Below are 19,625 nucleotides of genomic sequence, written 5' to 3'. Positions count from 1 at the left end.
ATGGTAAAACGGCTTGATTTGATGCTAGTTAAAGGCTTTATTGGGCCTTTTGCAGTTTCCTTTTTTATAGCTCTTTTTGTTTTAGTCATGCAGACTTTATGGTTGTATATTGATGACATTATTGGTAAAGGGGCGGGTATTTTTGTAATTATTGAATTTTTAAGTTATTTGTCATTGTCGCTTGTGCCTATGGCATTGCCGATAGGAGTTTTACTGGCAGGAGTATTTTTATTTGGAAATTTGGGTGAAAGATATGAGTTGTCTAGTATCAAATCAGCTGGGGTTTCATTGGTGAGAATAATGCTGCCAATAATGTTGTTGTGTACTTCAATTGGTTTGGTTTCCTGGTTTTTCTCTGATTATGTAATTCCTAAATCTAATTTAAAATTTTTAAGCCGATTACACGATCTGAAAAGACAAAAACCTACATTAAGTCTGGAAGAAGGAGTTTTTAATGAAGATTTCTATGGATATGTAATTCGAATTGAGAAAAAATTAAGTAATGGAAAAACCATACAAAATATTCTGATTGACGACCACAGTAATACCAGTACGAAGGCGACGATTTTGGCAAGAAGTGGAGAGATGTATGTAACTCCGGGAGGAAAATTTCTTGTAATGCAATTAGAAAATGGTGAGATTTATCAAGTTCCAGATCGGGCTACTGTAAGCAATTCACTTTATCCATTTGTAAGAACAAAATTTAAAGAACTTACTAAAGTTTTTCCCTTAGAAGAGTTTGAGCTAGAAAGATCAGATGAAGATTTATTCAAGAGTAATCAGAGGATGAAGAATTCTAAACAACTGCGCTCTGAACTTGATAGTTTGTCTAAGCAAAGAGCAAATCTTTATCATCCTATATTTTCCAGATTTATTGAACAGACAAAAGAAGATAGAGGTAAGGCGATTAATGATGTCAAATTAAAGGGAATTCAACGATCCCCGGAGAGTAAATTATTGAAGGATTTTAAAGCAGATTATAACAAATTATATACAGCAAATTTTAAAATTGATTCTCTTTTATTAAAATACCATAATTCTGATAGAGAATCAAGTTTTACGGCTTATCAAAGAGCAAAGCAAAATTTGGATCGTGAATTGAACAATAAAAGGAGCTTTGAAGAGAGTGAGAAAAATTTACGAAAAAAGAAATCAAAGTTTGCTTATGAACTTTATATTAAATATTCATTTGCCTTGGTTTGTTTGTTATTTGTTTTTGTTGGTGCTCCTTTGGGAGCAATTGTTAGAAAAGGCGGGTATGGGTATCCATTAATAATTTGTATTTTAGTGTTCATAGTTTATATTTTACTCAATACATTCTGTAAAAGACTTTCAGAGGGGCTTACATTAGGTGCATTGACTGCCGCATGGATTCCTTGTGCTGTAATACTAATCCCTGGCATTCTGCTTACTTGGTCTGCTCAGAATGATGCTAACCCGGTTATTCTGATCAAAAATATTTTTAAAAAATAATGTCATTATGGATTTTTTTTATTCAAATGATATTGTTTAGTTTTCAATTTCATCATTTATTTTTCTAAGTGCCTCCTGGCAAAATTTAAGTAATTCTTTTGCCCTGTTTATATTGATTAAAATATCATCTACCTGAATCTCTTCTGACTGAAGTTTTTGAAGTATGCTTTCTAATTCCTGGTAAGCTTCTGAATATTTAATTTTTTGTTTAGCCATCTTGTTGCGTTTTTGAAACTATCTGACCATCAATAAACTTTATGGTAATTTCTTTTTTTTGGTCTAGTTCATTTGATTTTTTAATCCATCGATTGTCCTGTAAGGTAATCGTGTAACCTTTAGCCAGAATAGCCAAAGGATCATTAATTTGCAAAATCGATTCAATGTTTTTTAAATTGAACAATTCTCCTTGTAACTTTTCATTTCCATTTTTTTTAATTCTGGAAAAAATATCATTCAGATTGGTAATGTTTTGCCAAGCCTTTTGTTGGAAAGTATTGTAGATTTTGGCTTTTATGTTTTCTTGCCGTAGTTTTTCTATAGAAATTTTACGTATTCCCCAATTTTTTATTCCATTGAATGTTTCAATTAATTGAGTTTCAAATAAAGAGTTGTGATTTAAAATATATTCTGCAACTGCTGTGGGAGTTTTAAATGAGTAGTGAGCATTAAGGTCTGCAATTGATTCATCTGTTTGATGCCCGATGCCTGTAAGTACAGGGAATTTGCACTCACAAATATTTTTGGATATCTGGAAATTGTCAAAATCTATCAAATCTAATTTGGCTCCTCCGCCTCTTATGATGGTTACAACATCAAATGTATTTGGTGCGCATTTATTAATTTCATGAAAGGCGTTGTTGATTTCCTCCTCTGTTTTTTCACCCTGCATGCTGGTTTGAAAATGTGAAATGTTAAAAGCATACTTGAATGGATTAGTTTTTAGGTGATCGGTAAAATCTAGATACCCAGCAGCAGTTTTACTGCTAATTAATGCAATCCGTTGGATTACTTTAGGAAGCATTAAATTCTTGTTAAGTTGCCAAAGGTGCTCGTCTTTTAATTTTGAAATAACTTGTAGCCGTTTTTGAGCAATTTGTCCAAGAGTGTAGGCTGAATCTAAATCTTGAATAATAAGTTTGAGACCATATCTTGGATGAAAGTCTACAAGAACCTTGACCCTGACCTGATTTCCTTCTTTTAAAATGCTTAAAAGATTGAATGTAAATTTTTTATTGATGAGGGTCGTTTGATTTTTCCAAATAACGGCAGAGGCCTGAGCAACAATTTCTTCCTTGTCACCTTTTTCGGATAATTCAATGTAAATGTGTCCACGGTTTTCTTTAGCTTGTAAAACCTCCCCTCTAATCCAAATGGCCTCTTCAAAATTCAGGCCTATTACTCTTTGAATAAATTCATTTAACCTTTTTAGAGTGATAGTTTCGTCCAAATCAATTCTATGATTTAAGGAGTTTGGTTACTAAATCGGCTGCTTCTTGAAGCTGGATGGCCGAATGAACTTCCAAACCTGATTCATCAATAATTTGCTTTGCAATTTCGGCGTTGGTTCCCTGGAGTCTTACAATTATAGGGACAGTTATGTTTCCCATATTTCTATAGGCATCAACAATGCCCTGAGCTACGCGATCACATCTTACAATTCCGCCAAAAATATTCACCAGTATTGCTTTTACTGAAGGGTCTTTCAAGATTATCCTGAATGCTTGTTCAACCCGGGCAGCATCTGCAGTTCCTCCAACATCCAAAAAATTTGCAGGACTTCCTCCGGCCATTTTAATGATATCCATAGTGGCCATGGCTAATCCGGCTCCATTTACCATACAACCTACATTGCCATCCAGTTTTACATAGTTAAGGTTATTGTTTCTGGCTTCAACTTCTGTTGGATCTTCTTCGTTTTCGTCTCTCATACTCTCAAGCTCCGGATGTCGGTATAAAGCACTGTCATCTAACGCAAATTTACAGTCAACAGCAATTATTCTGTTATCACCTGTGCGGAGACAGGGGTTGATCTCAATTAATGTAGCATCCGATCCAAGAAAGGCTGTATATAACTTTTTAACAAAATCACACATTTCCTTATAAGCCTTTCCATCCAAGTCTAGGTTGAAAGCAATCTTCCTTAATTGAAACTCTTGAATTCCTAAAGCTGCATCAATATACTCTTTTAGCACAAGATGCGGAGTTTCTTCTGCAACTTGTTCAATATCCATTCCACCTTGACTGGAATATATAATTACATTCTTTTGGGTGGCACGATCTGTAAGTATGGAGAAATAATATTCTTTACAGGCATTAAAATCAGGGGCGTAAGAATCCTCTGCTATAAAAATTTTATTTACTAATTTTCCAGGACCTTCCATCCCTCCTGGAGTTTGAGGGGTTCTTAACCACATGCCAAGGATTTGACTTGCATATTGCTTTAACTCTTCTTTTGATTTTGCAAGTTTTATCCCTCCTCCTTTACCTCGACCACCGGCATGGATTTGTGCTTTAACTACTGCAATCTGGGTTCCTGTGTCTTTTTGAATTTGTTCAAATGCAAGTTCAGCTTCTTGTACAGTTGTTGCAATAATTCCTTTTTGTACGGAGATGCCAAATTTTTTCAGTACTTCTTTTCCCTGGTATTCGTGAATATTCATTTAATCAATTGTTAGAGATGATAATTTTTTTAATAACTTCTTTTTCTGAATTTTTAATCCTAAGGAAATAAATTCCGGCCTTAAATTCTTCTAGATTAATTGTGTTTGTTCCTCCTTCTAAAATACTGATTGTATTGAGCTCAATTTTTTTTCCTGCCAAATCAAATATGCTAATATCAAGTAGAGAAGATGTATTAGAGGCGACCACAAAAAGAGTTTTGTTTTGGCCTACAGGATTTGGATAGATTTTAACGTTTTCAGATTGGGTTATATCATTCGATGAACTAATAACATTTGTATTGAAGTAAAGTGGCTTTGAAGACTGTGCGCAGAAATCAAATTTATTAATAGGAATTACTCTCCAATAAAAGTTTTTGCCTGTAGGGATTGAATCTAATTTTATAAAATTGTTTTCCGTTCTTACGTTTTGTATTAAAAGGCTAAAGGCTGCTGTTCGTGAAAGTTGAAATAAATATGATTCAGCTCCAGAAGCTTTGTTCCAGTTAAAAATAACATCCTTTGCAGAAATGGTACTCGAATCAATTGGAAAAAATAAATCGTCGTTGAATGCCTCAATTCCCACATAGTTTATAGAAGAACGAAGTAAATTTGACCTCGTTGACATAAGATAATTTATCATTGCCTTTGATTGGTCAGCAGCAAACCGGCTCATACAAGCATCATTTGCGTATGACATAAAGAGACTGCCGTCAGATTTAAATTCTTCATTGTTTATATCTCTTTGTACTGAAGAGCTTTGTGAATTTTCGTCGCAACTCCAACGATTACTTATGTAGTCAGGTGGCGTATCACAGAATCCATCAGCCTCCATTGGACAGTTGTTCCTGTCAACATTTTCAATTGTACGCCATACCTGTCCTTGATATTCGATAGTTGGTTTATTATAACTATAGGGAGTCCCTTCCCATCCAAAAAAAGTATGTGGTAAAGAAAAGTAATGCCCCAATTCATGTGCCCATGTGTGAGAGCTCTTTCCCAGGCATGTTTTGCTCAATGCAACTGCATCTCCTTCATAGGCAAAATACCCGCAATTTCCAGCAGGGTCAGTAACAATGTAACAATTAATTACATTTTTAATGTTGTTGATTTTCATCATCTCAATTCCAGCCTCAAATCTTGGATGTGAGTCCCATTTTGAATTGTCGATGTAATTAACTTCATTTTCAAAATAAAACTGAATTCCAGTGTTCTTGAAATCATTGTTTAAAGTACACAATGACTCTTGAAGGGAAACTAAATTATATCCTCCGTTACCGGCATCAGATCGTAGAATATGAACTTGAATCGGAATGTAAATTATACCAGATTCAGGAATTGAAAAATGGTTAGATAATTGCCTTGTGTTGATTAATCTTTGCTGGTCAGCAGTATTAGTTCCGCAAAAGCTAGCCTGAGTGCCTTGTCCTGGAAGTTCTAATAAGCACCCTATTGCCAATAATGACAGTAAGAATAAGTTTTTCATTCTGTGTGAAAGTTATGCTTTTAATGTACCAAGGTTTTTCCAGATAATACTCGATCTGGTGTACTCAATCTGTAGAGGTAAACACCTTTTGACTCTAAATAAATGGTTGATGTGTTGCTGCCACTTTCAAGTTCCAATCTTTCAGAAGTGATTCTTTTTCCTTCAAGGTTAAAAATTTCAAGTAATCCTGAGGATTGTCTATCAATATTAACTTCTAAAACCAGTTGATTGGCTTGTGAAGAATATGCATTTACATAAATCAAAGAAGCTTGAGGATCCGTTGTTGCAACTGGAAATTGTCCGGTTGTAAAGAATAAAGCATTTGAAGGTGTAATACAGAAATTGTTCGCATTATAACCTATCACTCTCCAAGCATATTTTTTTCCAGGTAGAAGATCGACTAATGTGGTGTCTGTACGCCTGGTTAGAAAATTTCTATTCTTATTGGTTAAGACGGTTTCCCCAATTTCTATAAAATAATGGGTTGCATTAGCCAGCGGTTCCCAATCAAGTTTTACTGAATTAAAACCACTTGTAACCGAATTGGCCTGGGGGTCAACAATTACGGGATTTCCTACAACAGATCCAAGAGGAGTGAAATTAGGCCTAAGGTAAGATCTGCCAGCAGACAAATAATCCCTGTTAATAGCCGCTTTTTGTTCTGTGGTGAAACTGTCCAAACAAGAAAGAAAGTATCCCATAATATTGCGTTCCATAGGGTCTAATAGGACTTCATCAGGATCTTTGGCACAACCAACGTAATTACACCCGCCATTCCAACCGAATCCCAGATTATAGTCAGCAGGAGTATCACAAAAGCCATCTGCCGCTATTTTACAATTCAAAGTGCCATTCACTCTTTTTGCCCTGTCTACATATTCGACGTCAAATATTGAGCCTCCTAAGGATACGGTCTTAGGAGTTGGGGTAGCACAAGTATAAGTAGTGGCCTCCCAACCAAAAAAGGTATGTGCAAGACTAAAAAAGTGACCAAACTCATGAGCGATTTTGTGTGCTTCACGTGGTAGCAATTGGCTTTGATGAACGCCTGTCACAACGTAATCTCCGTTTGGAGAATAAAATGCCAAAACACCAAGTTCTTCAGCCCTGGCAACTTTGGCAATAAAAAAGTTAAGACCATTTCTATAACTGTTGCTGATGCTTCTTGACCAAGAAGCCCCTAAATCACTGGAAGGATTGTCATAAAGAGCTGTGTTATTAACAAAATTTACATTCCTTACGTAAAATTGTATTTCTTGATCTAAATAAATTTCATTCACCGCACACAAACTCTCAAAAACGCTGGTAAGCTTGCTTCTGCCTGTACCATCAGCTTTTGCAACCAAGTGAACATTTACAGGGACATATCGAATAGCACCAGACCTTGGAAAGATCAGATTTTCCATTTTTTCACGATTTTGGAACATTCTATCTCTGATCTGCAGCTGGTCTTCAATTGAAGTGCCACAATGACCTACTGTTGCTTGGGTGTTTGCATAATTCCATGAAAGCAATGAAATAAGAGAGAGCAGGTAAAAATTTTTCATTCAATGGTATTTGTTGATTAATTAAGGTTCAAAATTAAAACAAAATGACATCTTCAATCATTAGTTTTGCATCGAAATCAAGTTTCTTACCCAAACAACGTTTTAAAATGAAAAAAGTTACCGTTATAGGAGCTGGAAATGTAGGCGCAACTGTTGCGAATGTTTTGGCTCATCGTGATTTTATTAAGGAGATTGTTTTAGTTGACATCAAAGCAGAAATGGCTCAGGGGAAAGCCTTGGACAGTTGGCAACAAGCTCCTGTGGATTATTATTCCACCAAATTAATAGGAACTGACGACTATGCTTATACAGAAGGTTCTGATATTGTGGTGATTACCGCTGGGTTACCCCGAAAGCCAGGGATGACTCGCGATGATTTAATAAGTACAAATGCAGGAATAGTCAACAGTGTCACATCCAATGTGATGAAATATTCAAAGAATCCCATAATTATAGTCGTCTCAAATCCTTTGGATGTGATGACATATGCGGCCTATAAAGTAAGCGGTTTAGATGCTAAAAGGGTAATTGGAATGGCGGGTGTTTTGGATACAGCAAGATATCGTGCATTCTTAGCAGAAGCCCTTAATGTATCCCCAAAAGATATACAAGCATTATTGATGGGAGGTCACGGAGATTCAATGGTTCCATTGCCTAGATTCACAACCGTGGCAGGGATTCCTGTAACTGAATTGATTGATGCTGAAGTTCTCTCTAAAATAGTGGAAAGAACCAAGTACGGGGGAGGAGAATTGGTAAAACTTATGGGAACTTCAGCCTGGTATGCACCGGGAGCCGCCGCTGCGCAAATGGTAGAATCCATATTAAAAGATGAGAACCGAATTTTTCCTTGTTGTGTACATTTAGATGGAGAGTATGGATTGAAAGATGTATTTGTTGGAGTTCCTGTTAAACTAGGTTATGAAGGTATTGCTCAAATCCTGGAAGTAAAGCTGGAAACATCAGAGCAGGCCCTATTAAACCAATCAGCGGTTGAAGTAAGGAGCATGATGGAGGTATATGATAATCTTCCAAAAAATTAAATGAACCTCAAATGACTTTATTGGTTTAATTGGTATGTTTGGAGTCCAGTTAGGTTTGAATAAGGTTGTTACAGCCGCCGGAATTAATATTGATGAATTGAGTCATCAAAAGCAGGTCCTACTTGTTTTTCTAAGACATTTTGGATGTACATTTTGTCGTGAAGCGATGGAAGAAATAGCTGAGTTAGATGCTCAGGTTGACCACAACAAAGTAGATATTATACTCGTTCACATGGCTACAAACGAAATGGCACAGCGTTATTTTCAAAAATACAAAATTTCTCATTTAGATCATATTTCTGACACGGAGTGTCAGTTGTATCGGCAGTTTGGACTGGTAAAGGGTAACTTCAACCAATTGTTTGGGTTTAGGTCTTGGATCAGAGGCTTAGATGCGGGAATTATCAAAGGCCATGGCTGGGGGGTTCAATTAGGAGATGGATTTCAAATGCCTGGAGTATTCACTATTTTTGAAGGTAAGGTAGTTTCGGAATTTAGGCACCGATTTGTGTCTGACAAGCCTGATTACAAAAGCATGGTAGATTGTGCTGTTAATTAGATTTTGGTGCGCTTATGTAAGTTTGCATTCTCTTGGAGTTACTTTATTGTTTCAAAATTTAACAGTCCTAAGGATTTGGACTAAAATAAGTTTGTTCCGCGCTTTGAAATAATATGTGTTTGGCTTTTTCGTTGTGGATTCATATGATCAGAAGGGTTTTTAAGTTTTTTATATTATCTGCTTTAGTGTATTATCCCGCCTCTGCGCAAGAAGTTGCTTGGGCATCTGCTGATAGTCTTAGTTTTTGGTCAGACGTAATGTTTAATTCCAGAATACCAAAGCACAGAAAGTTGTCAGCTGAAAGAGTTAATTATTTAATGGGTAAAGTTTTGTCAGAGGATCATTACTCAATTACTGATTTTAACCCCAATATTGTTCGCCTAACTCCTGATGACAAATCATTTGAATTATTTACCTGGCAATACGAAGGTGAAAACAATGTTTGGCATTATGATGGACTGGTTAAATTAAGGAGTGGTAAAATTCTTCCGTTCTCCAGGGAACAAAGGGATTATGACAGAATTAGATTTGAAGAATTTACACCTGAAAATTGGTACGGGGCGGTTTATTTTTATTTAATTCCTGAGAGTTTTGGAAAAGAAAATTACTATGTAATGTTTGGATTTGCTCAGAATTCCAGACAAGAAAAATTTAAAATAATTGAAGCTTTAAGGATTAAAGATGATCAAATTACCTTTGGGTCAAAGGAATTTGAAATTGAAGAGGAGAGTGGGGATAAAATTTTTACAAATCGACATGTAGTTAGGTACTCTCAACAATCAAATTGTACACTTACTTATGAGGCGCCAAACAAGATGATTGTTTTTGACCACATCGCCAGATATGAAACTCCTAACCAGAAAAATGTTTTTATGCTGGTTCCGGATGGTACGTATGAAGCTTTCAACTATAAATCGGGAAAGTGGAAATTTGATCCTTATCTACCAACCACTAAAATGAAAGAGGCTCCCCGTGATCAACAAATATTGGATGATAGGACAAAAGACCTTTTTGGAAATCCAAAAAAGTCCAGGTGATTTTATCTACTTTTCAAAAGTAAAACTAATTTCCAAGATACATTTCGTTTGTTCGGTGATACTGACTTGATGAGCTATTGTATGTCCAATTAACCAGTAAACTTCCTCATTATAGGCTAATACAAGTTCCTGTTTTTTAAATGCAGAATTTGACTTTTTGTCGCTTAGAATTTGCTTAATTTTTTTTTGTTTTCCTTGCATGCCAATCGGTCTCATTTTATCTCCATCCAACCAGGGTCGAATTATCAATGGGAAATTCACGTGTTCAAGATCAAAATGAATGACCCAAGGGTCCTTTCCAATTGCATTCCAATCAAAATCTCTGATATTTATTGATTTTATCGTTACACAAATTTCGTTACTTTGAATTTGTTTATCATGATGATTATAAATAATGATTTTTTCAAAAATAGAGGGCGTTTTACTATTTAAAATATAAAGGCAACTGCGATCAATAATGAGTTTTTTATCATTCCTTGATTTGAACTCCTTTCCCGGAGAATTAAGATTTAATTTTATATTTTGTATTTCATTGTAATGAAATCCTTCATCTGCAAGCAATTCAAAGAGAAAGTAATCTTCCTCATTAAAAATAATGTTGATTTTGATAAATGCTTCAGAAAATTGAACGTTTTTCGATTTCCATTGGGATCTGTAAAAGTCTATGAGCGCTTCGTGTTCACCCAATAATTTTAAACTTCTTCCGGCTGTATTGAAAAAGGATGAACTAATAGTTTTAAAAACAGGGATCACTTGGTGCCGGATGATATTTCTTGCATACTTATCCTCTGAGTTTGAACTATCTTCTCTGAACAAAATATTATTAAAAGAAGCGTAATCATAAATCTCATTTTTTTTTACATTTTCTAATGGTCTAAGTGAATGTTTGTAATATCGAGACATGGTGTTCAATCCTCTAATTCCAGCTCCTCTGATCAAATTGAGGAAAAAGCCCTCAATGAGATCTTCCATATGATGAGCAGTGACCAGATAATTATAATCATAACTACTCTTAATTTCATTAAAATGTGCCAGTCGAAGCTTCCTTGCTGAATCTTGAATATTCGGTGAGTTTTTTGAGATAGGGCAGGATTTGACGTGTAAGCTAATATTGTTTGAAACAGCCCAATTTTCTATTAGTTGTTGATCTAAATTCGATTGTTCATCACGCAAGTGATAATTACAATGTGCCATTCCAAATTCGAATCCTGTTTTTTTAAGTATATTAGCCAGCACCATCGAGTCGACTCCTCCGCTGACAGCCAGTAATAACTTATTCTGCCGGTACTCAGCCAGAAATGAGTTTACCAGTGCTTCTAATCCTTTAGAATTCAAAGTTAAAAGTTAATTAATTGTGAGTATTGCGAAAAAATTGACTACAGATCGCTCAAAATTAATTTATTTGTATTCAAGTTTATAAAAATTAAGGTTATGAAGCCAGTTTATGTTCTTTTAGTGATTTATTTTTTCTTGTTTGATGCCTGTAAACGTGATACCAAGAAGGAAGTAGAGACAGGTGTTACCAATGAAGCCAAGTTGTCTCAGTCATCTGCAGTTTCTGCTAATTCGGTTATTTTTGGTAAGTTGGACGAAGCATTTATAAAAGCATCCACCGGTCAAAAAGTCAATCATGATATTACCGATTCAGTTTGGCATATCTTTTTCGCGTTGTCATTAAAGGATGAAGTGCCCAAACAGAATATCTATGCAGGGCATTGGTTAGATTTGTTAGAAAATGGGGAGTACAAAAAAGGTATATATGACAAAACTACCGACTCAGGACGCTATTTATATACGGATGCTTCAAAAACTTTGGAACTAAGATCCACCCGAGATAGCTCGTCTGAATGGACGGTCAAGGTTGACCCGGATGCGATGGTTTTAATTGGAACTTCAAAATATGGAAACAATCCATGGCAGATGAAATTGTTAAGAAAAACCGGCCAGCCAAGTCAATCGGATTCTAAATAAGGTTTATTTTATTTTTTCATCATTTAGCCATTTTTGATAAATCCTGGCATTTTGATAATGTTGCTCTATTCCCACCGCAAATAAATGACTGCCGTCATATCCTGGTTTGGCACAAAAAAACAAGTAGTCATGTTTTTCAGAGTTTAGTACTGCATCAATACTGTTCACTGATGGCATATAAATTGGTCCGGGGGGTAGGCCTTCAACTTGGTAGGTGTTGAATGGTGATTTGAAGCTTAGATGTTCAAGCAGAACTCTTTGCAGGCCGGATACACCAAGTGCGAAGACGACAGTAGGATCTGCCTGAAGTTTCATACCAATTTTTAAGCGATTTAGGTATACTCCAGCAATAGCCGGTCTTTCATTTGTGTTTATGGTTTCTTTTTCTACAATTGAAGCAAGAGTGTACACCTCATTTTGTTTTAAATTCCTTTCTTCTGCTTTTTGTTTTCTATTTTCTTTTGACCAAAACTTTTCGTTTTCAACAATCATTCTCCTTATGAAATTATCGAAGGTAATATTCCAATACATTTCATAAGTGTTAGGTATAAACAAACACAGTATATCATCCTTCGTATAACCCAGAGTAGAAAGATAGATACTGTCACTTAATTTTTCAAGCAGACTTACAGAGTCTAGCGATATATAGTTGCTTAATTTACCACACAACTGGGTAATGTCTCTAACATTATTAATTGTAAGTTGTACGGGATCTTGTTGACCTGAACGAAGTTTTGCAATTATTTTATAATTACTCATTCCATTCTTAATAAGATATCTTCCTGGTCGAATTTTACTGGTCGTATAACCCATAATCCTTGAAATTATAGAAAATGAGCCGGTGTCCACTAAAATGTTTTGACTTGTAATTTTACTTATAATTTGAATAAATGATTCATTATCCCTAATGGTTAGTACATGAGGATTTTCTGAATCTACCACATTGTTTTTGAAAGTTTGGTTGAAAATGCTGATCGCTAAAATAATGATCAACCCCAATGCTGCCACCCCAAGTAGCAACCATCCTCGTTTCTGCATTAATATTGTTCTTTTTCGTTTGGAAAGTCTTTGGATTTTACATCAGCTGAATATTTACTGACTGCAAGATGGATGTCCTCAGCTAGATTTAAGTACCTCCTTAAAAACCGAGGATTAAATTCTTTGTTTAAGCCAATCATATCGTGAATAACCAAGACTTGTCCATCTACACCATTACCTGCGCCAATACCAATAGTGGGTATAGATAAAGAGAGACTTACTTCTTTAGCAAGAGAAGCTGGTATTTTTTCAAGCACCAGACTAAAACAACCGGACCTTTCCAGAATTCTGGCATCGTGCTTAAGTTTTTCAGCTTCCTGATCTTCTTTGGCCCGGACATTGTAGGTGCCAAATTTATAAATAGATTGTGGAGTTAGGCCTAAATGGCCCATAACTGGAATACCTGCGGTAAGAATTCGTTTGATAGAGTCAGCAACTTCAGAACCACCTTCTAATTTAACTCCATGTGCACCACTTTCCTTCATAATTCGTATGGAGGATTCCAGGGCACGCTTAGAATTGCCTTGATAAGATCCAAATGGTAAATCAACTATGACCAAAGCCCTGGTTACACCTCTAACAACGGATTGAGCGTGATAGATCATCTGATCCAGAGTAATCGGTAATGTTGTCTCATGACCTGCCATTACATTTGAGGCTGAATCTCCAACCAGCAAAACATCAATTCCGGCTTCATCCAGAATTTTTGCCATGGTAAAATCATATGCGGTAAGCATGGCAATTTTCTCACCAGCCACTTTCATTTCCTGTAAAGTTCTGGTGGTTATTTTTCGTATTTCCTTATGCACTGACATGGCTCAAAATTAAAGATTCAGGAGCAATTTTTAAGCTATATTGAAATTAACGATGTTAAATTATGATTTGTGACGTTATAAGAGGGTGAAACTCTTTAATTTTGCAGCATGAAAATCAGGAATCTATTCACCATTTATGGCATTTTGTTATTTTCAGCCTGTTCAGAAGATTTTATACTTACAGAACCCTGGAAGGATATTCCGGTGGTCTATGGCTTGATCAACAGGGTAGATTCTGCTCAATATATAAGAGTTGAAAAGTTATTTGTAGATGAGAATATACCGGCTGTTGACATGGCTAAAGTTGCCGACTCCATTTATTATAAAAATGCTAAGGTATATTTGATTAATCTCACTTCTAAGAGAGAAGTAGAACTAAAGAAGGTTGATGGGACATCTGAAGGGTATCCCAGAAATTCAGGACCTTTTGTACAAGTTCCAAATATTTTATACAAGTTGAAGACATCACAGCTCCAGATGGCTGGAGGAGATAGTATTTTGCTAAAGATTGATCGTGGAGATGGAAAAACTCAAGTTACCAGTAGGATTCAATTGGTTCGTGATTTTGATTTTACTTCCCCTCCATCCACCAATAGAGAGGTTCAATTTAAGCCAGATTTCCCACAATCTTTCAGTTGGCAAAAACCAAAATCTTCTCAAATTTTTGATTTTGACATTATCATTAATGTACAAGAAACCAATACTGTTTCAGGCAACATCTCAGTAAAGCCCCTGCGCTGGGTTCTTAAAAAGGGCGATTTATCCTCCAGTGTAACAGTTGGAGGCCTTCAGTTTTATAATTTTTTAAAGGAGAATCTAATTGTAGATCCTGCTATTAAAAGAGAAATATTGAGACTTGATTTCAAAGTTCGAGCAGGTGGCCCTGAAGTGTACGATTTTAATTCCATCGTAAATGCCAATACAGGGATTACTGCTTCTCAGGAAATTCCAAGATATTCAAACATGAGTGAAGGATTCGGATTGTTTAGCAGTATTCATCAGACCGAGAGAAGCTTTGGAATCAGCCTGGAGACTAAGTCCTTGTTAAAGACTCTAGATCAAACAAGATTGCTTGGATTTTAAATTACAATGACTTTTTGACATATCTATTGTCAATTTTCTGTCATATTTTGACCGATTTTTGTCAAAATTTCTGACATATTTTCTTTTTTTTCCCTTGGCACATCAATTGATAAAGATTTGGTATAAATCACTTAACAATGGGAAAAATAATTGGAATAGACTTAGGAACAACAAATTCTTGTGTATCTGTAATGGAGGGCAATGAGCCCGTAGTAATTGCCAATGAAGAGGGCAGAAGAACAACCCCTTCAATAGTTGCATTTTTAGATAATGGTGAGCGGAAAGTAGGAGATCCTGCTAAGAGGCAAGCTATTACAAATCCTAAAAAGACAGTAGCCTCCATAAAACGATTTATGGGTAGGAGATTTGATGAATCTACTAAGGAAATTACTAGAATGGCTTATAAAGTGGCCAAAGGAGATAACAATACTTGTCGCGTTGACATCGATGGCAGGATGTACTCGCCTCAGGAAATATCCGCGATCATACTTCAGAAAATGAAGAAAGTTGCAGAGGATTTTCTTGGGCATGAAGTTACTGAAGCGGTAGTTACAGTTCCTGCCTATTTCAATGACTCGCAACGTCAGGCAACCAAGGAGGCAGGAGAAATTGCAGGTTTAAATATTAAAAGGATCATAAATGAACCCACAGCGGCAGCATTAGCCTATGGACTTGACAAGAAAAGCAAGGATATGACCATTGTGGTCTATGATTTGGGTGGAGGAACCTTTGATGTATCTATTTTAGAGTTAGGAGATGGGGTTTTTGAAGTGAAATCTACAAACGGGGATACACATTTGGGAGGCGATGACTTTGACCATGTGATAATTGATTGGATGGCAGATCAGTTTAAGTCTCAGGAGAATATTGATCTGAGAAAGGATCCGATGGCTTTACAGCGTCTAAAGGAGGCCGCAGAAAAAGCTAAGGTAGAGCTTTCTTCCTCCATCGAAACTGAAATTAACTTACCGTATATAACAGCTACCGATGGGGTGCCAAAGCATTTAGTCTTAAAGTTATCTAGGGCTAAATTTGAACAGCTTGCTGATGAATTAGTACAAAGAACTTTAAAGCCTTGTGCCGATGCATTGAAGGATGCTGGACTTTCAAAAAATGACATCGATGAGGTAATACTCGTTGGAGGATCCACCAGAATTCCCAAAATTCAACAAGTTGTAGAAGATTTTTTTGGAAAAAAGCCAAACAAAGGTGTTAACCCTGATGAGGTAGTAGCAATTGGTGCTGCAATTCAAGGTGGGGTTTTGACAGGTGAAGTTAAAGACGTATTGTTACTCGATGTAACTCCATTATCTCTCGGAATTGAGACTATGGGTGGAGTATATGACGTAGTGATCGAAGCAAATTCCACCATTCCTACTAAAAAAGCAAAAGTTTACTCAACAGCTGCAGATAATCAGCCTTCAGTTGAAATTCATATACTTCAAGGAGAGAGGCCAATGGCAAAGGACAACAGATCTGTGGGAAGGTTTATTTTGGATGGAATCCCGCCTTCTGCAAGGGGTATACCTCAGATAGAAGTTTCTTTTGATTTAGATGCGAATGGTATTCTGAATGTTTCTGCACTTGACAAAGGAACAGGAAAACGTCAAAATGTTAGGATAGAGGCTTCTACAGGGCTTTCAAAGGAAGAAATTGAAAGAATGAAAAATGAAGCCATGGCCAATTCGGAAGCCGATAAACAAGCAAGAGAAAAAGTAGATAAATTGAATGAAGCAGACTCATTAATTTTTCAAACTGATAAGCAGTTAAAGGAATTTGGAGATAAAATTCCAGCAGAGAAAAAATCTGCCATTGAGACGGCACATGCTAATTTGAAAGCAGCGCATCAGTCCCAGGATTTAGATGCAATAACCAAAAGTGTGGAAGCTTTAAATGCAGCTTGGATGGCAGCATCTCAAGATATGTACAGTGCAACACAGGCAGATAGTCCAAACAATGAAGCTGGAACTCAAGACAATTCAGGATCGACCGAGCCAGTTACGGACGTAGAGTTTGAAGAAGTAAATAAAGGATAAAATATTTGTTTTCAAAAAAAAAGCCCGTTCCAATTTGGAACGGGCTTTTTTTTTGAACTTCAAACTATAAGTTATTTAAGAAAGCCCATTTTATACCGATATAAGGCTTTATCCCATTTATGGGAGCATATACTTCCACTGCATTGAAGTAGTTGCTATGTGGAGTGTCTGCAGCAATAATTGCATTGTGTTGAGTAAAGTTTGTAAGATTATCACAACCTACATATAAATCTATTTCTTTAAACTTATAATTCAATTGTGTTTGAGCAAGTAAATAGGGCTTGGTCCATCCCTCATGATCGTGTTTTAACTCATGAGGATAATTTGTTTTGTCCGGGAATCTCATGGGGCCTACAAGTTGAATTGTGAAATTCCAGAGCCATTTTTTTTGATTAGATTCCCAATCAATTGAAGTCATGCCCCGCCACTTAGGAATAAAAATCTGATCTTTATATTCTTTGAAAAATTGCATCTTGTTGGATTGAAATCTCGACCCAATTTTTATTGTGACTTGCTCAAGAACAGGGTAAGAAATCGTTGCGCCCAACATTCCGGTTCTGGATTTTCCATTTAATGAAAAAATGCTTGCTACCGGCATTTCTGGGAGGTTTTGTTCCAGGTCAATTACTACTTGCTGGTCAAACCATGTAAGGTAGGCATCAATATTTATTTCCAATTCTTTATTGAAAATATTTGGTTTGGCTACCAAATTCGCACCTGAATTCCAGGAAGATTCAAAAGGAGGAGTATTAATTACATTCCAAGATTTGTTGCTGGATAGCAAATTAATTTGATCGGAGTAAAGTCTGAAGAAACGATATCCACGACCAACAGAGGCTCTTAAAGTTACGATTTCGGAAAGATTTAATCTAGCGCTTATCCTCGGTGACCAGAACATTTTTTTAGGTTGAATATGTTCAATTCTTTGGCTCAAAGTAAGAACCAGTCGGTCTAGATCGCATTCTCCTACCTTTCCAACTTTAAATTGATAATCAATAAATGCACCTGCAGTTATTTGTTTGTATGATAACTTATTTGTCGTACCCTGATCAGATAAAGTTTCTGTGGCTATATTAAGGTTTGCAACTGGTCCATAATCAAACTTGTGATGGTCGTTGTTTGAAGTCCAGGAAAATATAATTTGCCCCAATGCGTGATATTCGATTGCATTTAATCCAAATCTTTTTCCATAATTTCCATCCAATGTGGAAAATGAAAAGTCCCAAATTGAGCCAATTGATTTATTTGGATTATTAAAACCCAGGTAACCAATTTTACTTGAAATGTTAAAATGATCTATGGTTTGTGAAGATAAATATGGATTTTCTAAGATAGTTTGCCCACCATTCCTCTTATCTCTTAGAGCCTGAAAATTTAACTGACCTTCCCAGTTTTTGCTGGAATAGTGATTTCTAATCATTGCATTCAAACGAGTAGCCCTTGCATCATCATAAAACCCATCATTATTGTGATCCCTAAAACCACTGTGTCTGGAAGCATGCAAATAAATTCCTGATTGTGCATTTGGTGAGAATTTACGATTAATGTGAAGATTTCCTTCCATTCTACCATGATAATCGCCATAAATATTCAGATAATAAGGGACATCTGTTTCTGGGTCCACTAATTTGGAATTAATGGCACCTGTAATGCTTTGTGCACCATAAATGGCACTTCCTGCCCCTTTCAAAATATTTACCTCACTCAACCAGGTTCCGGGAACCATGTCAAATCCAAAGGTATTCAGGATACCGGTAAATACAGGACGATTCTCTATTAATTGTTGGGTATAAGCTCCTCTAAGTCCAAGAAACTGAATTTCTCTATTGCTAACTACAGCATTGTTGTAAGACAGATCGATTGCATTACTTGTCTGAAAACTTTCTGCCAGGCTACAACAAGCAGCTTTTCTGAATTCTTTTGAAGTTAGCGTCTCTACGTTTAAAGGGTTAAGAAGTGAGAAACTATGGGAAGGACGGTTTGCATTAATCGTAATTTCTTTAAGTTGAACACCTTCATCCATTACTAAATTTAAAGTCAACTGACCTTTAGCTAATATTATAGTATCTGAAGCATATCCAAGATAACTCACTAAAAGTGTATCCTGATTTACATCCCGGAATAAAACAAATTTTCCTTCATTATCAGATTGGGTGCCATTTTCAGAATTTATAAAATAAATCAGGGCACCTTCCAGACCTTCATTTTTTTGGTTCTTTACAGATCCACTCAATATTTGAGAATGCGCTTGTAAGGCCGATAAAAACAGTATTATAATGTATATTAATTTTAAAGACATGAGTAAAAGTTAAAATGAATAATAAATCATGCAAGCGTTCATTACAAAGAATAATACGCACATTAAAATTTAAATCAGATAACTTATACTAACAAGTCAAAGAAGACATCAATAGTCTCCTCTTGTTTCCAGAAAGGAAATATTTATCAGGAGGAATAGGCCAGAAAAGAATTGGATAAGAAGTAATATTTAAAGGAGGTAAGAATATAATTTGACCAATAAAAGCCAGTTGGTCATGGCCTAACTGGATTTTGTTACCGGCCAGGATATGAGCTGTTTTGTATTCAGCTTTGTTTTTTCCACAGGGGTGATTGACTTTGTTTAGTGAATTTGTACATTTTTTAATTGAACAGCATCCTTTTTGTAACTTAACTGGACGATGGCATTCATCTTTTTTTGGAAGAATAGAAAAACTAATTTCTTTTTTGCAATAACAGGAAAGGCTAAAAACATTAAAGCCAATCTGAGCCATCACCAAATTGATGATCAGATAGGTTACAAAAGGCTTTATTTTTTCTTTACTTAACAATTTTAAAATGAATTCATGATTTGAAATACATAATTTTGAATGTTTGAGTTAT

The 19,625-nt window shown here is 35.9% G+C and carries 17 protein-coding genes; 7 read left to right on the top strand and 10 right to left on the bottom strand.

Annotated elements, in window-relative coordinates:
• Entirely contained in the window at positions 1–1,473 is a 1,473-nt protein-coding gene (locus tag IPJ53_11330; GenBank protein ID MBK7799699.1) for an LptF/LptG family permease, read from the top strand.
• Between the two features lie 36 nt (positions 1,474–1,509).
• Here IPJ53_11330 and xseB read toward each other — a convergent pair whose 3' ends face one another.
• From xseB to IPJ53_11305, 5 genes are read right to left on the bottom strand one after another with little or no spacing between them, the layout of a single operon-like run.
• Positions 1,510–1,689: an exodeoxyribonuclease VII small subunit gene (gene xseB / locus IPJ53_11325; GenBank protein MBK7799698.1), complete on the bottom strand. Its 180-nt coding sequence runs from the start codon at positions 1,687–1,689 to the stop codon at positions 1,510–1,512.
• On the bottom strand, positions 1,682–2,920 hold the full coding sequence (gene xseA, locus IPJ53_11320) for an exodeoxyribonuclease VII large subunit (GenBank protein ID MBK7799697.1): 1,239 nt from the start codon (positions 2,918–2,920) through the stop codon (positions 1,682–1,684). Before xseA ends, xseB begins: the two co-directional genes overlap by 8 nt.
• Before the next feature lie 7 nt (positions 2,921–2,927).
• Entirely contained in the window at positions 2,928–4,133 is a 1,206-nt protein-coding gene (sucC, locus tag IPJ53_11315) for an ADP-forming succinate--CoA ligase subunit beta (protein ID MBK7799696.1), read from the bottom strand.
• A gap of 4 nt (positions 4,134–4,137) precedes the next feature.
• Positions 4,138–5,616: a T9SS type A sorting domain-containing protein gene (locus IPJ53_11310; GenBank protein MBK7799695.1), complete on the bottom strand. Its 1,479-nt coding sequence runs from the start codon at positions 5,614–5,616 to the stop codon at positions 4,138–4,140.
• Between the two features lie 20 nt (positions 5,617–5,636).
• Complete coding sequence (locus IPJ53_11305; GenBank protein MBK7799694.1) at positions 5,637–7,163, bottom strand: T9SS type A sorting domain-containing protein; 1,527 nt, start codon at positions 7,161–7,163, stop codon at positions 5,637–5,639.
• 107 nt (positions 7,164–7,270) lie between these two features.
• Between IPJ53_11305 and mdh the strand changes: the two genes are divergently transcribed.
• From mdh to IPJ53_11290, 3 genes are all read left to right on the top strand, one after another.
• Entirely contained in the window at positions 7,271–8,206 is a 936-nt protein-coding gene (gene mdh / locus IPJ53_11300) for a malate dehydrogenase (GenBank protein MBK7799693.1), read from the top strand.
• A gap of 34 nt (positions 8,207–8,240) precedes the next feature.
• Positions 8,241–8,765 carry a redoxin domain-containing protein gene (locus IPJ53_11295; GenBank protein ID MBK7799692.1) on the top strand — a complete coding sequence of 175 codons (525 nt, stop codon included), beginning with the start codon at positions 8,241–8,243 and terminating at the stop codon, positions 8,763–8,765.
• A 119-nt stretch (positions 8,766–8,884) separates the two neighbouring features.
• Positions 8,885–9,802, top strand: coding sequence for a hypothetical protein (locus IPJ53_11290; protein MBK7799691.1), 918 nt, complete (start codon positions 8,885–8,887; stop codon positions 9,800–9,802).
• Positions 9,803–9,808: 6 nt separating this feature from the next.
• Here IPJ53_11290 and tilS read toward each other — a convergent pair whose 3' ends face one another.
• A complete protein-coding gene (tilS, locus tag IPJ53_11285) occupies positions 9,809–11,137 on the bottom strand; it encodes a tRNA lysidine(34) synthetase TilS (protein ID MBK7799690.1) in 1,329 nt (442 codons plus the stop codon).
• Between the two features lie 96 nt (positions 11,138–11,233).
• On the opposite strand from tilS, the gene IPJ53_11280 reads away from it, so the two are divergent.
• The gene (locus tag IPJ53_11280; GenBank protein ID MBK7799689.1) at positions 11,234–11,773 is read left to right on the top strand and encodes a hypothetical protein; all 540 of its coding nucleotides are present in this window, start codon (positions 11,234–11,236) and stop codon (positions 11,771–11,773) included.
• Between the two features lie 3 nt (positions 11,774–11,776).
• Here the strand turns inward: IPJ53_11280 and mltG are convergent, their stop codons facing one another.
• Positions 11,777–12,811: an endolytic transglycosylase MltG gene (gene mltG, locus IPJ53_11275; protein MBK7799688.1), complete on the bottom strand. Its 1,035-nt coding sequence runs from the start codon at positions 12,809–12,811 to the stop codon at positions 11,777–11,779.
• Entirely contained in the window at positions 12,811–13,626 is an 816-nt protein-coding gene (gene panB, locus IPJ53_11270) for a 3-methyl-2-oxobutanoate hydroxymethyltransferase (protein ID MBK7799687.1), read from the bottom strand. Before panB ends, mltG begins: the two co-directional genes overlap by 1 nt.
• A gap of 108 nt (positions 13,627–13,734) precedes the next feature.
• On the opposite strand from panB, the gene IPJ53_11265 reads away from it, so the two are divergent.
• On the top strand, positions 13,735–14,709 hold the full coding sequence (locus tag IPJ53_11265) for a DUF4249 family protein (protein MBK7799686.1): 975 nt from the start codon (positions 13,735–13,737) through the stop codon (positions 14,707–14,709).
• A gap of 137 nt (positions 14,710–14,846) precedes the next feature.
• Complete coding sequence (gene dnaK, locus IPJ53_11260) at positions 14,847–16,745, top strand: molecular chaperone DnaK (GenBank protein MBK7799685.1); 1,899 nt, start codon at positions 14,847–14,849, stop codon at positions 16,743–16,745.
• Positions 16,746–16,809: 64 nt separating this feature from the next.
• On the opposite strand, the gene IPJ53_11255 is transcribed toward dnaK, so the two are convergent.
• Both IPJ53_11255 and IPJ53_11250 read right to left on the bottom strand, forming a co-directional pair.
• Positions 16,810–19,044, bottom strand: coding sequence for a TonB-dependent receptor (locus tag IPJ53_11255; protein ID MBK7799684.1), 2,235 nt, complete (start codon positions 19,042–19,044; stop codon positions 16,810–16,812).
• An 88-nt stretch (positions 19,045–19,132) separates the two neighbouring features.
• Positions 19,133–19,573, bottom strand: a complete 441-nt coding sequence (locus IPJ53_11250; protein ID MBK7799683.1) for a hypothetical protein — start codon at positions 19,571–19,573, stop codon at positions 19,133–19,135.
• Between the last annotated feature and the right edge of the window lie 52 nt (positions 19,574–19,625).

The sequence above is a fragment of the Candidatus Vicinibacter affinis genome, from assembly GCA_016714365.1.
Classification (GTDB): Bacteria; Bacteroidota; Bacteroidia; order Chitinophagales; family Saprospiraceae; genus Vicinibacter; species Vicinibacter affinis.
This window is presented reverse-complemented; position numbering and strand designations above follow the sequence as displayed.